Below are 13,875 nucleotides of genomic sequence, written 5' to 3'. Positions count from 1 at the left end.
GGTCAGCTCGAGGGTGCGGCTTCGGCCGGCTCTGCGCCCTCGACCGTCTCACCAGCGAAGGTGTACTCACCGCCGCGCAGGCGCTCCAGCAGATCGAGCAGCCACTGCTTCTCGGCCGTGAGGCGCGCGGTGGAGAGGTCGAAGATCTCCCGCACGTACTTGGGCGTCGTCTCGGAGCGCAGAGTGTCCTGCACGTCGAAGCCGTTCTGCGTGATGATCGCGTCGCTCTTGATGAGACGATGCTCGAGGCCGGCGATCACCTCCTGCCTGCTGAGGACGAACATGAACGAGGCCACGGTCATGATGGCCTGGGTGTCGAACGCCGCCACGTTCCAGAGGTTCTCGCGCAGCATCCTCTGCAGTTCCACCTCGCCGGCTGGCGTGATGCGGTAGGTCGTACGAGCGGGGCGCTTCCCTTCGGCCTCGGTGCCGCTCTCGGCGATGTAGCCGTCGACCTCGAGGGCGCGCAGCGCGTTGTAGATCGATCCGGGCTGGATGTGCGCCCATTCGTCGACGTGCCAGGTCATGAGCTCTCGGCGGAGGAAGTACCCGTGCACGGGCTGGAACTGCTTCACGGCGCCGAGGACGACGAGGCGGGTGGTCGACATGCCCCTCATGCTAACGGCTGGCATCACAGATTCCTGTTGTTTGCATGATCAAAATTGCCTATTATCAAAACTAGTCAAAGTTGACTAACGAAAGGAAGCCGAAATGACGACTGCCGTGACCGACGCCCTGCCGCGCGACCTCGCCCTCCGCCGGGCCTTCTCGGTGTACCCGACCGGCGTCGTGGCCCTCGCCGCGCACGTCGATGACCGCGCCGTCGGGATGGCGGTCAACTCCTTCACCTCGATCTCGCTCGAACCCGCGCTCGTGGCGATCAGCGCGGCGCGCACGTCGAAGACCTGGCCGGTGCTGCGCACGGTTCCGGAACTCGGCATGAGCGTGCTCGCCGCGCACCATGAGCCGCTCAGCCGCTCGCTCTCAGCGCGAGAGGGCGACCGCTTCGGTGGTCACGAGTGGAAGCGCACCGACGGCGGTGCGGTGCTGATCTCCGAGGCGGCGCTCTGGCTCACCTGTCGTCTGCACAGCACCTTCGACGGCGGCGATCACGAGATCGCCCTGTACGAGATCGCCGACATCACCCTGTTCGACGACGTCGAGCCGCTGGTCTTCCATCAGAGCCGCTATCGCGCCATCGCCGCCGCCGAGAGCGCGTGAGCACTGCGCCTCTCGGGACGATCGCCGGAGTGGTCGTCCCGGGCGACGGTCGCGGCCGAGGCCTCGGTTTCCCCACGGCGAATCTGGCGCTCGACGGCGCGGAGGCGCCCGGCGACGGCATCTACGCGGCCTGGACGCGGATCGACGATGATCCGCAGCCGTGGGCGGCGAGTGTCAGCGTCGGGACGAACCCGACGTTCGCCGGCGACCGCGAGCGACGTGTCGAGGTGCACCTGCATGATGCGGATCTCGATCTGTACGGCCACCGCCTGTTCGTGACCCTCGTCGTGCGACTCCGCCCGACCCTGCGCTTCGACGGCGTCGATGCGTTGATCGCGCAGACCGCGGACGACATCGCCCGTTGCCGCGCCTTCCTTGCCTTCTCGCCGACCTCACCCTGACCCTGCGCCGCCGCCGACACCCGTGTTCCGGTCGCACTTCGCGTCGCTCCCACGGTGCCGAGGCGACAGGAAGTGCGACCGGAACGCCGTGTCCGGGCCACTCGTGCCCGCCTCAGTCGCGGGCCGTCTGCAGGATCGTCCAGAGCTCGGCACGGGCGGGGAAGGTCGACAGGTCGATGTCGAGCAGCGCGCCGGCGTGGGCGATGCGTGAGCGCAGCGTGTGCCGGTGCACCCCGAGAGCGACCGCGGCGGACTCCGCCTTCGCATCGTGCTCCAGCCAGGTGCGCAATGACCGCTCGAGATCGGCTCCCGTGCGGGCATCATGCTCGCGCACCGGAGCGAGGCGGGACTCGGCGACCAGCCGGGCCTCGTCGGTCGCGAGTGCGGTGAGGATGCTCGATCCCACAGTGTCGGCGTAGCGGGCGACTCCGTGCGTGCCCTGCTGACGAAGGGCCGTGAGCGCCTGCGCGTGGGCGCGGGCGAAGGAGTCGTAGGCCTCGGAATCGGAGACGCCGATGCGGATGCCGAAGCGTGCGGCGACCTCGTCGAGCAGGCCCTCATCGCCGGCAGACACGCACATCGTGACGCCGTCCTCGGACTCGGCGAGGAAGATCGAGGTGCCGTGCTCGGCGCGGTGGCGCTCCCACCAGTCCGCGAGCGGGCCCGCCGGTGCATCGGCGGCGACGGCCACCAGCACGGGAGCCGGAGGGAGACTGCCCAGAACCCTCCTGGCGAGGGCGGGGTCGTCGGTGAGGAGCGATCCGAGCAGCTGGGCATGCAGGCGTCTGCGGCTGCGGGCGAGCTGCTCGCTCTGCTCCAGCGCGAGCCCTGCCATGGCGATCACCGAGGTCACTACCGACCGTGCTTCGGAGTCGAGGCTGTCGATGGCCAGGGCGATCACACCGCGCAGATGCCCGCCGCGGCCGACGGTGAACAGCATGAACGAGTGCTCCTCGATGCTGAGCGACTGCCCCGCCTCGAGTCCGCGGGTCAGGATCTCCACCACGCGGTCTCCGAGCTCGTCGAGCACGCCGGCATCCATGCCCTCGCGCGGGTGCGAGAAGGTCAGGGCGCCTGCGGCGTCGAACATCCCGGCCCATACGCCGAGCCGGCGTCCGAGCTCGGCGATGGTCGCGTCGAGGCCGTGCGGGCGCAGGGCCGCGAGGGCGAGGGCGCGCTGGGTGTCCAGAGCCCAGGAGCGTCGGGCGTAGGCCTGGGCCGCGATGGCTTCGGAGTGCGCGCGGGCGACGGCGATGAACGGTGTGCGGTAGGGGACCGCGAACAGCGGCATGCCGTGGGTGGCGCACGCGTCGACCAGCTCTTCGGGGATGCCGGAGCGATGCACTTCCGTGCCGAATCCGAGGCCGATCACCCCGCGGTCGGCGAGCCGTCCGACATAGGTGTCGATGCTCACGGCGTCGTCGAACTGGGTTCCCGTGGTCAGCAGCGCCAGATCCTCGGAGAGGAACGGGGTCGGATCAGCGAGGTCCGAGCTGTGCACCCAGCGCAGGGGGCGGTCGAGCGCGCCTTCGGGGACGTCGGCTTCGCGGGGGATCAGGGAGAGACCGAGATCGCGGCGCTGCAACAGCGCGCGCAGCGTGGGTTGGGTGATGACGGCCACGGCACCCTCGTCTCTTGTACACCTCGGCGAATACCTATTCCAGATTGTACAGAGCGGTGAGTGCAGCCGCCTCTCTCGCAGCCGTACGCTCGCGAGCATGGCACTCCTCGACACCGCAGCTGTTGCAGTTCCCCTCGGCGGACCCGAGCTCCCTCAGGAGCGTCGTCTGGTCACCGAACTCCCCGGGCCCCGCTCGGCCGAGATCCTGGCACGCAAGGCGGATGCCGTCGCCGCCGGTGTCGGCCACACCGTGCCCGTCGCGACCGTCGCCGCCGGTGGCGGAGTCGTCGTCGACGCGGACGGGAACTCGCTCATCGACCTCGGATCGGGCATCGCCGTGACCACGGTGGGCAACGCGCACCCTAAGGTCGCCGCCGCCGTCGCCGCACAGGCCGCGCAGTTCACGCACACCTGCTTCATGATCTCGCCGTACGAGTCGTACATCGAGGTGGCCGAGGCGCTCAACCGGGTCACCCCCGGTGACTTCGCCAAGAAGAGCGCACTGTTCAACTCGGGCGCCGAAGCGGTCGAAAACGCGATCAAGATCGCGCGCAAGCACACCGGTCGCCAGGCGGTCGTCGCCTTCGACCACGGCTACCACGGCCGCACGAACCTGACCATGGCTCTGACCGCCAAGTCGATGCCGTACAAGAGCGGCTTCGGTCCGTTCGCTCCCGAGGTGTACCGCGCCCCGATGTCGTACCCGTTCCGCGACGGCCTCGACGGACGCGAGGCAGCCGCCCGTGTCATCCTGCAGCTCGAGAAGCAGATCGGCGCCGACAACCTGGCCGCGGTCATCATCGAGCCCATCCAGGGCGAGGGCGGCTTCATCGTCCCGGCCGACGGCTTCCTTCCCGCGATCGTCGACTGGTGCCGCGCGAACGGCGTCGTCTTCATCGCCGACGAGGTGCAGACGGGCTTCGCCCGCACCGGTCACATGTTCGCGAGCGAGATCTTCGGCATCGAGCCCGACCTGATCACCACCGCCAAGGGCATCGCCGGCGGTCTTCCGCTGGCCGCGGTGACCGGCCGCGCCGAGATCATGGACGCCTCGCACTCCGGAGGCCTCGGTGGCACGTACGGCGGCAACCCGATCGCCTGCGCGGCAGCTCTCGCCGCGATCGACGTGTTCGAGAACGACGGTGTAATCGAGCGGGCCCGCGAGATCGGCACGATCCTCATCGACCGTCTCACCACGATGCAGAAGAACGACCCCCGCGTCGGCGATGTCCGCGGGCACGGTGCGATGATCGCGGCCGAGTTCGTCGACCCCGAGACCAAGGCGCCGAACGCCGCTCTCACCGCTGCCGTCGCGAAGGCGTGCATCGCACAGGGCGTCATCGTCCTCACCTGCGGAACGTACGGCAACGTCATCCGCTTCCTTCCTCCGCTCTCGATCGGCGACGACCTGCTGAACGAGGGACTCGACATCGTGGCCGCCGCCCTGGCCGCCGCCGAATAGCATGCAGGCCGCGCTCCCGCGCGGCCTGACCCCCTGTCCGGTCGCGACCCCAATCGGGGGATTTCGGGTCGCGACCGGCACTACTTCACCCAACGAAGGAGTTGCAGATGTCTGAGATCACCCGCGACGTACTCATCATCGGTGCCGGAGCCGCAGGGCTCACGGCGGCGAACGACCTGCGCAAGGCCGGCCTGTCGGTCGCCGTGCTGGAGGCCCGCGACCGCGTCGGCGGGCGTCTGTGGACCGACGTCATCGACGGCGCCATGCTCGAGATCGGCGGCCAGTGGGTCTCGCCCGATCAGGACGCTCTCAAGGAGACGATCGAAGAGCTCGGGCTCGAGACCTACAGCCGCTACCGCGAGGGCGACAGCGTCTACGTCGGCCCCGACGGGAAGACGCACCGCTTCACCGGCGAGATGTTCCCTGTCTCCGCCGAGACCGAGGCCGTGATCGCACGGATCACCGGGATCCTCGACGCGCTGGTCGCCGAGATCGACCCCGACCGGCCGTGGGAGCACCCGAACGCCGCGGAGTGGGACTCCATCACCTGGGATGCCTGGCTGCGCTCGCAGACCGACGACGACGAGGCCGTGCGAAACCTGGCCTTCGCCACGGGCTCCGCGATGCTCACCAAGCCCACGCACTCGTTCTCGCTGCTGCAGTCGCTGCTGATGGCCGCATCCGCCGGCTCCTACTCGAACCTCGTCGACGCCGACTTCATCCTCGACAAGCGCGTGGTCGGGGGTCTGCAGCAGGTTCCGCTGCGCCTGGCCGAGCGCCTGGGACAGGACGTGCTGCTGAACCAGCCGGTGCGCAGCCTCGAGTGGTCGGACGCGGGCGTCGTGGCCACCACCGACGAGCTCACCGTGCGCGCTCGTCACGCGATCCTCGCGCACGCTCCCGTGCTGTACAGCCGTATCTCGTTCGACCCGCCGCTGCCGCGTCGCCAGCATCAGCTGCACCAGCACCTCTCGATGGGTTTCGTCATCAAGGTGCACGCCGTCTACGACCGTCCGTTCTGGCGCGAGCAGGGCCTCAGCGGCACGGCGTTCAGCCCGTACGAGCTCTCGCACGAGGCCTACGACAACACCAACCACGGCGACGAGCGCGGCACCCTGGTGGGCTTCGTCTCCGACGCCAACGCCGACGGCGTGTTCGAGCTGTCGGCCGAGGAGCGCAAGGAGCGCATCCTCGAGTCGCTGTCGCACTACTACGGCCCCGAGGCCAAGAACCCCGTCGTCTACTACGAGAGCGACTGGGGCAGCGAGGAGTGGACGCGCGGCGCCTACGCCGCGAGCTTCGACATGGGTGGCCTGCACCGCTACGGCGCCGACCTTCGCACAGCGGTCGGTCCGATCCACTTCGCCTGCAGCGACATGGCCGGTGCCGGATACCAGCACGTCGACGGCGCGATCCGCATGGGACACCTCGTCGCCTCCAACATCGTCGACGCCAGTCGCGACGCCGGCGCTGTCGAGAGCGGCAGCTGATGACCGGCTCGGTCGTCGTGGGCTACACGGCGACGGATGCGGGAGCGGATGCCGCAGCGCTGGGCGCGCGTATCGCCCGAAGCCTCGGGGCCACCGTGCACCTGGTGATCGTGCTGCCGAACGAGGGCACGCGCAACGCCGCGGTCCCACCGGAGCGCGCCTACGAGGAGCACATCAGGTCGCAGGCGAAGAAGTGGCTCGCCGACGCCGTCGTCCGGCTGCCGCAGGAGCTGACGCGCAGCGGTCACGTCCGCTTCTCCGAATCGTTCGCCGAGGGCCTCATCGCCGCCGGTGAGGAGTTCGGAGCCCGCGTGATCGTGATCGGCGCCGCGGGCGGCGGCATCTTCGGTCGGCACCGACTCGGAAGCGTCGCGTCGGAGCTGCTGCACTCGTCCACCATCCCGGTGGCGCTGGCTCCCGCCGGCACCGCTCTGCAGGACGATCACGTCCTCCCGCGCGTCACGGTCGCCGTCGGCTCCCGGCCGGGAGCCGACGCGCTGCTCGACGAGGCGGTCGCCCTCGCAGGTGACAGCGGAGTCGATCTCCGACTCGTCTCGCTCGTGCCGTTCGATGTGCCGCCCGGTCTCGACACCGGCGCGATCCGCACGGTCGGTGACACGCACGGGCAGGAAGTCCTCGCGATGGCGACCGAGAAGCTTCCGGATGGACGCACCGCCGCCGTCGAGAAGGCTCCGGGGGACAGCGTCGAAGACGCGGTCGCGAACCTCTCGTGGCTTCCCGGTGAGGTCGTCCTGGTCGGCTCCAGCCGGCTGGCACAGCCTCGTCGTCTGTTCCTGGGCTCCACGGCGGCGAAGATGCTGCACGAGCTGCCCGTCCCCATGATCGTCGTCCCGCGCACCCGCAACGAAGCAGGAGAACGCTGATGAGCAGCACCAACCGGGCGACGGAGCCCGAATCCGGTGTCACGACCGGGATCTCCACCAAGGGCCTGAGCGCCGGAACGGTCGGCCTCATCGGCGCGGTCGTGATCGGCATCTCGTGCATCGCGCCCGCCTACACGTTCACCGCCGCCGTGGGGCCCGTGGCCTCCACGGTCGGGTCGCAGATTCCCGCGATCATCCTGGTGGGCTTCATCCCCATGCTCCTGGTCGCCTTCGGATACCGTGAGCTCAACAACCGGATGCCCGACTCCGGCACCTCGTTCACCTGGGCAGCACGTGCCTTCGGTCCGTGGGTCGGCTGGATGGCCGGCTGGGGCCTGGTGGTCGCCACGATCCTGGTCCTGTCCAACCTTGCCGGCATCGCGGTCGACTTCCTGTTCCTGCTGATCTCCCAGATCACCGGCAATCCGGACATCGCCGGCCTCGCGAGCGTCACCTGGATCAACATCGGGGTGTGCCTGCTGTTCATGCTCGGCGCGACGTGGATCTCGTACCGCGACATGCAGACGACCCAGAAGCTGCAGTACTGGCTCGTCAGCTTCCAGATCCTCGTGCTGCTCTTCTTCGCAGGCGCAGCGATCGTGCAGGCCGTGAGCGGCAACGGCTTCGACTACCAGCCGTTCGATCTGAACTGGTTCAACCCGTTCGCGATCTCCTCCTTCAGCGCGGTCGCTGCGGGTCTGTCGCTGTCGATCTTCATCTTCTGGGGCTGGGATGTCACCCTCACCATGAACGAGGAGACCAAGGATCCGGAGAAGACCCCGGGTCGCGCGGCCACCGTCACGGTGCTGATGATCGTCTCGCTCTACCTGCTGCTCGCCGTCGCGATGATCATGTTCGCCGGCGTCGGCACCGGCGCGCTGGGGCTCGGCAACGAGGACATCCAGGAGAACGTGTTCTTCCACCTCTCCGGCCCGATCCTCGGCCCGCTCGCGTTCCTCGTGTCGCTCGCGGTGCTCACCAGCTCGGCGTCGTCGCTGCAGTCCACCTTCGTGGGACCGGCGCGCACCCTGCTGGCGATGGGGCACTACGGTGCACTGCCCAAGTCGTTCGCGAAGGTCAGCCCCCGCTTCTTCACCCCGGGGTACGCGACCATCGTCTCGGCCGTGGTGGCCTCGGCGTTCTACGCCGTGATGCGCATCGTGAGCGAGGACACGCTGTGGGACACCATCCTCACGCTCGGCATGATGATCTGCTTCTACTACGGGATCACCGCCTTCGCGTGCGTCTGGTACTTCCGCAAGCAGTGGTTCGACTCGGCGCGGAACGTCTTCTTCACGTTCCTGTTCCCGCTCATCGGCGGCTCTATCCTCGCGGTGCTGTTCTTCACCACGCTGATCGACTCGATGGACCCGGCCTACGGCTCGGGCTCGCAGATCGGCGGGGTCGGCATCGTCTTCATCCTCGGCATGCTGATCATCGTCGTCGGCATCGTCGTCATGATCTGGAACGCGGTCAGACGGCCCGCGTTCTTCCGCGGACAGACACTGGGCATCGACGCACCGCCCAGCCGACGCAAGCGCTCCTAGCCCTCCCCATAGAAAGAGAATCATGAGCACTCAGACCGAACAGGCGCTCCTGGACAGCATCCCCACCGGCCTCTTCATCGGCGGTCAGTGGATCGACGGCGAGACCGGCGGCACCTTCGACGTCCAGGATCCCGCGACCGGTGCCGTCATCCGCACCATCGCCGATGCGACGCCCGCCGACGGCATCCGTGCCCTCGACGCCGCGGTCGCCGCTCAGGACGGCTGGGCGGCCACGGCTCCGCGCGTGCGCAGCGAGATCCTCCGTCGTGCGTTCGACCTCGTGCAGGAGCACAAGGAAGACCTGGCACTGCTCATGACGCTCGAGATGGGCAAGCCGCTCGCCGAGGCGCGTGGCGAGGTCGGCTACGGCGGCGAGTTCCTGCGCTGGTTCAGCGAGGAGGCCGTGCGCATCAGCGGGCGCTACGGGATCAACCCGGAAGGCACCGGCCACATGGTCGTCTCGCAGCGCCCGGTGGGACCGTCGTTCTTCGTGACGCCGTGGAACTTCCCGTTCGCGATGGCGACGCGCAAGATCGCCCCCGCGCTCGCGGCAGGATGCACCGTCGTGATCAAGCCCCCGGCACTCACGCCGTTGACCACGATGTACTTCACGAAGCTGCTCGAAGAGGCCGGCCTCCCCGCCGGCGTCGTCAACGTCGTGCAGACCTCGAAGTCGAGCGCCCTTTCGGCGCCGATCATCGCCGACCCGCGTCTGCGCAAGCTCTCCTTCACGGGCTCGACCGAGGTCGGCCGCAAGCTCATCGCCCAGGCGGCGCAGGGCGTGCTGCGCGTGTCGATGGAGCTCGGCGGCAACGCCCCGTTCGTGGTGTTCGACGACGCCGACCTCGACAAGGCCGTGGAGGGCGCGCTCGCCGCGAAGTTCCGCAACATCGGCCAGGCCTGCACGGCGGCCAACCGCTTCATCGTGCACAAGGACGTCGCGGGTGAGTTCGCCAAGCGCGTGACCGAGCGCGTCAACGGCATGAAGATCGGCCGTGGCACCGAGGACGGCGTGGCGATCGGACCGCTCATCGATGCGGACGCCGTCGCCAAGGCCGGCGAGCTCGTCGACGATGCGGTCGGTCGCGGTGCGACGCTGCTCGCCGGTGGCAAGGCCCTCGAGGGCACGGGCACGTTCTACGAGCCCACCGTGCTCACCGACGTCGTGGCCGGAAGCGCGATCCTCCGCGAGGAGATCTTCGGACCGGTGCTCGCGATCGCGACCTTCGAGACCGAGGAAGAAGCCGTGCGTCTCGCGAACGACACCGAGTACGGACTGGTGTCCTACGTCTTCACCGAGAACCTGCAGCGCGGTCAGCGGATGATCGACGGGCTCGAGACGGGCATGATGGGTCTGAACGTGGGCGTGGTCTCCAACGCGGCCGCACCCTTCGGTGGCGTCAAGCAGTCCGGCGTCGGCCGCGAGGGCGGCTTCGAGGGCATCCACGAGTACCTGTCCACCAAGTACACGCTGATCCCGGTCTCCTGAATTCCGATGCGGGGCCCGCGTCGTCGGGCCCCGCACCACCAAAGAGAGGACAAGTCATGACCGACTACGCCGTCATCAACCCCGCCACCGGAGAGACGCTGGCGTCCTTCGACACCTTCACGGACGCCCAGATCGATGAGGCGCTCGCTGCGGCCGACGAGGCCCACCGCGAATGGTCGCGCTCGTCGACGGTCGCCGAACGCGCGGCTCTCGTCCGTCGTGCCGCAGAACTGCACCGCGAGCGCCGTGAGGAGCTCGCCGACATCTTCGTGCGCGAGATGGGCAAGCCCCGCGAGGCCGCCCTCGGCGAGGTCGACTTCGCGGCCGACATCGCCGAGTACTACGCCGACCAGGCGGAGTCGATCATGGCCGACCAGCCGATCGCGATCCTGGGGGAGGGGTCGGCCATCATCCGCCGCTCCTCGCTCGGACCGCTCGTGGGCATCATGCCCTGGAACTTCCCCGCGTACCAGATCGTGCGCTTCGCCGCGCCCAACCTGATCGTGGGCAACACGATCCTGCTCAAGCCCGCGCCGCAGTGCCCGGAGTCGTCGAGCGCGATCGAGAAGATCTATCACGACGCCGGCTTCCCGAAGGGCGCGTACCAGAACGTGCTCGCCACGAACGAGCAGATCGCGACGATGATCGCGGACCCGCGCGTGCAGGGCGTCTCGCTGACCGGTTCCGAGCGCGCCGGGGCGGCGGTCGCCGAGATCGCCGGCCGCAATCTCAAGAAGGTCGCGCTGGAGCTGGGCGGGTCCGATCCGTTCATCGTGCTGTCCACCGACGACCTCGACGCGACCGTGCAGGCCGGCGTCGACGCCCGTCTCGACAACAACGGGCAGGCGTGCAACGGGGCCAAGCGCTTCATCGTCGTCGACGAGCTCTACGACGCCTTCGTCGAGAAGTTCACGGCCGCGATGGCGGCGGTCACGGCGACCGACCCCATGCTCGATGACACTGTCCTCGGGCCGGTCGCTTCCGAGACGGCCGCGGTCAACCTGCAGAAGCAGATCGATCAGGCTGTCGAGCAGGGAGCCACGCTGCTCACCGGCGGCACCCGCGACGGCGCGTTCTTCGCGCCGACCGTGCTGGCCGATGTGACGCCCGAGATGAACGTGTACAGCGAGGAGCTGTTCGGCCCCGCGGCTGTCGTCTACCGTGTGGCGGACGAGGATGCGGCGGTCGAACTCGCGAACGACACCACCTTCGGTCTCGGCTCCTACGTCTTCACCACGGATGCCGAGCAGGCCGCGCGCGTCGCCGACAAGATCGAGGCGGGCATGGTCTACGTCAACCTCGTGCTGGCCGACAGCCCGGAGCTGCCGTTCGGCGGCGTGAAGCGCAGTGGAACCGCCCGTGAGCTGGGCCACCTGGCCGCCGACGAGTTCGTGAACAAGAAGCTCATCCGCATCGGCTGAGCGTACGACGAACGGCCCCTCGCCGAGCGCGAGGGGCCGTTCGCGTGCCCGCCTCGTTTCGCGTGACGGATGCCCTGTCGGTGAGGACACCGAGTGGGAGACAATGGCGACATGAGCGCGCACACCGACCCCATCGAGATGCTGACCTCCGACCGGAGCTGGGAGCTGCTCGGCACGCAGGAATTGGGAAGACTCGTCACGCATGTGGGCGAGACGATCGACATCTTCCCCGTGAACTACGTGGTCGACGGCGAAGGCATCCTGTTCCGCACAGCGCCCGGCAGCAAGCTGTTCGAGCTGACCGTCAACACCGATGTGCTGTTCGAGGTCGACGACCACACCGACACCGATGCCTGGAGCGTGATCATCCGCGGGTACGCCACGGCGCTGGAGGCGGATGCCGACGTGCAGCGGGCGGAGGCCGCGGGTCTTCGACCCTGGATCCCCACCGTCAAGCGGGTGTATGTGCGCATCGCTCCCACGTCGGTCTCGGGACGGGCATTCCGTCGCAGCGCCGAGCCGGAGCTCGACGGTCCCCAGGAATACTGACCGACCCTCCACGGCGGGTCCGGACGAGCCTCGCCCCCCGGACCCGGGCGTAGGGTCGAAGCATGGCAAACGTCGCTGAGAACATCGTCAAGACTCTGCACGCCAACGGGATCGACCGTGTCTACGGCATCCCGGGGGATTCGCTGAACGGCTTCACGGACGCGTTGCGCAAGGACGGCACGATCCGATGGGTGCATGTGCGGCATGAGGAGTCCGCGGCCTTCGCCGCCGCAGCCGATGCCGCCACGACCGGGGAGCTCGCCGTCGTCGCCGGATCCTGCGGACCCGGCAACCTGCACCTGATCAACGGCCTGTACGACGCCAACCGCTCGCGCGTTCCCGTGCTCGCGATCGCCGCGCACATCCCCACCACCGAGATCGGCACCGGGTATTTCCAGGAGACGCATCCGCAGGAGCTCTTCCGCGAGTGCAGCGTCTACGTCGAGTACGTCGCCGACCCGAAGCAGATGCCGCGACTGATGGAGATCGCGATGCGCGCCGCGATCGAGGAGCGCGGCGTCGCCGTGCTGGTGATCCCCGGTGATGTCGCCCTCGCCGACATCGCCGACGACCGGGCCGTCGTGATCGAGCGCGCTCGCCCGGTGGTCGTGCCGAGCGCGCCCGAGCTCGAGAAGGCGGCGACGCTGCTGAATGCCGCGAAGAACGTCACGATCCTCGCCGGGGCGGGCGTCGAAGGCGCGCATGACGAGGTGATCGCGCTCGCCGACAAGCTGGGCGCGCCGATCGTGCACGCGCTGCGCGGCAAGGAGTTCATCGAGTACGACAACCCCTTCGACGTCGGGATGACGGGGTTGCTCGGTTTCGCCTCGGGTTTCCGGGCGATGGAAGCGGCCGATGCGCTCCTGGTGCTGGGCAGCGACTTCCCGTACGAGCAGTTCTACCCGGACAACGCCACGACCATCCAGGTCGACATCCGCGGCGCTCAGCTCGGCAAGCGGCATCCGCTCGATCTGGGGCTGGTCGGCGACGTGCGCGCCACCTCCGAGGCGCTGCTGCCGAGGGTGGCGCGGAAGGAAGACCGCACGCACCTCGACGACGCCACGGCCCACTACCGCAAGACCCGCAAGAAGCTCGACGAACTGGCGGTGCCCACCAAGGGCGATCGCCCCATCCACCCGCAGTACCTCGCGCGTCTGCTGGACGAGCACGCGGCCGATGACGCGATCTTCACCGCTGACGTGGGCTCGCCCACCGTGTGGGCCGCCCGCTACCTGTCGATGACCGAGAACCGTCGCCTGATCGGCTCCTTCACCCACGGCTCCATGGCCAACGCGCTCATGCACGGCATCGGGGCGCAGGCCGCGCATCCCGACCGTCAGGTGGTCGCACTGGCCGGAGACGGAGGTCTCTCGATGATGCTGGGTGAACTGCTCACCCTGACGCAGAACCGGCTGCCCGTGAAGACGATCGTGGTCAACAACTCGTCGCTGAACTTCGTCGAACTCGAGATGAAGGCGGCCGGATTCGTCACCTACGGGACGGGGCTGGAGAACCCCAGCTTCGCCGCGATCGCCGAGGCGATGGGGATCTTCGCGCGCCGCGTCGAGCGCAGCGAGGACCTCCCCGACGCCGTGCGGGAGGTGCTCGCCCACGACGGCCCCGCGCTGCTGGATGTGGTGACCGAGCGCCAGGAGCTCTCCATGCCGCCCGCGATCGAGGCCGCCCAGGTCAAGGGCTTCGCGCTCTACGCGATCCGCACGGTCATGTCCGGGCGCGGCGACGAGCTCCTCGACCTCGCGAAGGCGAACTGGCGCCAGCTGTTCTGAGCC

At 68.7% G+C, this 13,875-nt stretch carries 12 protein-coding genes; 10 read left to right on the top strand and 2 right to left on the bottom strand.

Annotated elements, in window-relative coordinates:
- Nucleotides 1-2 precede the first annotated feature (2 nt).
- The gene (locus D514_RS0119195) at nucleotides 3-608 is read right to left on the bottom strand and encodes a PadR family transcriptional regulator (protein WP_017829161.1); all 606 of its coding nucleotides are present in this window, start codon (nucleotides 606-608) and stop codon (nucleotides 3-5) included.
- Between the two features lie 103 nt (nucleotides 609-711).
- Here D514_RS0119195 and D514_RS25560 point away from each other — a divergent pair, with 103 nt between their 5' ends.
- Both D514_RS25560 and D514_RS25555 read left to right on the top strand, forming a co-directional pair.
- Nucleotides 712-1,221 (top strand): flavin reductase family protein, encoded by a 510-nt coding sequence (locus D514_RS25560; protein WP_017829160.1) that lies wholly within the window; start codon nucleotides 712-714, stop codon nucleotides 1,219-1,221.
- Complete coding sequence (locus tag D514_RS25555) at nucleotides 1,218-1,622, top strand: riboflavin kinase (protein WP_017829159.1); 405 nt, start codon at nucleotides 1,218-1,220, stop codon at nucleotides 1,620-1,622. Before D514_RS25560 ends, D514_RS25555 begins: the two co-directional genes overlap by 4 nt.
- Before the next feature lie 112 nt (nucleotides 1,623-1,734).
- Here D514_RS25555 and D514_RS25550 read toward each other — a convergent pair whose 3' ends face one another.
- Nucleotides 1,735-3,243: a PucR family transcriptional regulator gene (locus D514_RS25550; RefSeq protein WP_017829158.1), complete on the bottom strand. Its 1,509-nt coding sequence runs from the start codon at nucleotides 3,241-3,243 to the stop codon at nucleotides 1,735-1,737.
- Between the two features lie 97 nt (nucleotides 3,244-3,340).
- Here D514_RS25550 and gabT point away from each other — a divergent pair, with 97 nt between their 5' ends.
- The 8 genes from gabT to poxB all read left to right on the top strand — a co-directional run bounded on the left by gabT (nucleotide 3,341) and on the right by poxB (nucleotide 13,872).
- On the top strand, nucleotides 3,341-4,705 hold the full coding sequence (gene gabT / locus D514_RS25545; RefSeq protein WP_017829157.1) for a 4-aminobutyrate--2-oxoglutarate transaminase: 1,365 nt from the start codon (nucleotides 3,341-3,343) through the stop codon (nucleotides 4,703-4,705).
- A gap of 107 nt (nucleotides 4,706-4,812) precedes the next feature.
- The gene (locus D514_RS25540) at nucleotides 4,813-6,195 is read left to right on the top strand and encodes an NAD(P)/FAD-dependent oxidoreductase (RefSeq protein ID WP_017829156.1); all 1,383 of its coding nucleotides are present in this window, start codon (nucleotides 4,813-4,815) and stop codon (nucleotides 6,193-6,195) included.
- Entirely contained in the window at nucleotides 6,195-7,079 is an 885-nt protein-coding gene (locus D514_RS25535; RefSeq protein ID WP_017829155.1) for a universal stress protein, read from the top strand. Before D514_RS25540 ends, D514_RS25535 begins: the two co-directional genes overlap by 1 nt.
- Complete coding sequence (locus tag D514_RS25530; protein WP_017829154.1) at nucleotides 7,079-8,626, top strand: APC family permease; 1,548 nt, start codon at nucleotides 7,079-7,081, stop codon at nucleotides 8,624-8,626. The genes D514_RS25535 and D514_RS25530 overlap by 1 nt, the downstream gene beginning before the upstream one ends.
- Nucleotides 8,627-8,648: 22 nt before the next feature.
- Nucleotides 8,649-10,115 carry an NAD-dependent succinate-semialdehyde dehydrogenase gene (locus D514_RS25525; protein ID WP_017829153.1) on the top strand — a complete coding sequence of 489 codons (1,467 nt, stop codon included), beginning with the start codon at nucleotides 8,649-8,651 and terminating at the stop codon, nucleotides 10,113-10,115.
- Nucleotides 10,116-10,171: 56 nt separating this feature from the next.
- Nucleotides 10,172-11,536 (top strand): NAD-dependent succinate-semialdehyde dehydrogenase, encoded by a 1,365-nt coding sequence (locus D514_RS25520; RefSeq protein WP_017829152.1) that lies wholly within the window; start codon nucleotides 10,172-10,174, stop codon nucleotides 11,534-11,536.
- Nucleotides 11,537-11,647: 111 nt separating this feature from the next.
- Complete coding sequence (locus tag D514_RS25515; protein WP_031205616.1) at nucleotides 11,648-12,085, top strand: pyridoxamine 5'-phosphate oxidase family protein; 438 nt, start codon at nucleotides 11,648-11,650, stop codon at nucleotides 12,083-12,085.
- Nucleotides 12,086-12,147: 62 nt separating this feature from the next.
- The gene (poxB, locus tag D514_RS25510; protein ID WP_017829150.1) at nucleotides 12,148-13,872 is read left to right on the top strand and encodes a ubiquinone-dependent pyruvate dehydrogenase; all 1,725 of its coding nucleotides are present in this window, start codon (nucleotides 12,148-12,150) and stop codon (nucleotides 13,870-13,872) included.
- The last annotated feature ends 3 nt before the right edge of the window (nucleotides 13,873-13,875 follow it).

Origin of the sequence: Microbacterium sp. UCD-TDU (assembly GCF_000340625.1) — a bacterium.
Classification (GTDB): Bacteria; Actinomycetota; Actinomycetes; order Actinomycetales; family Microbacteriaceae; genus Microbacterium; species Microbacterium maritypicum.
This window is presented reverse-complemented; position numbering and strand designations above follow the sequence as displayed.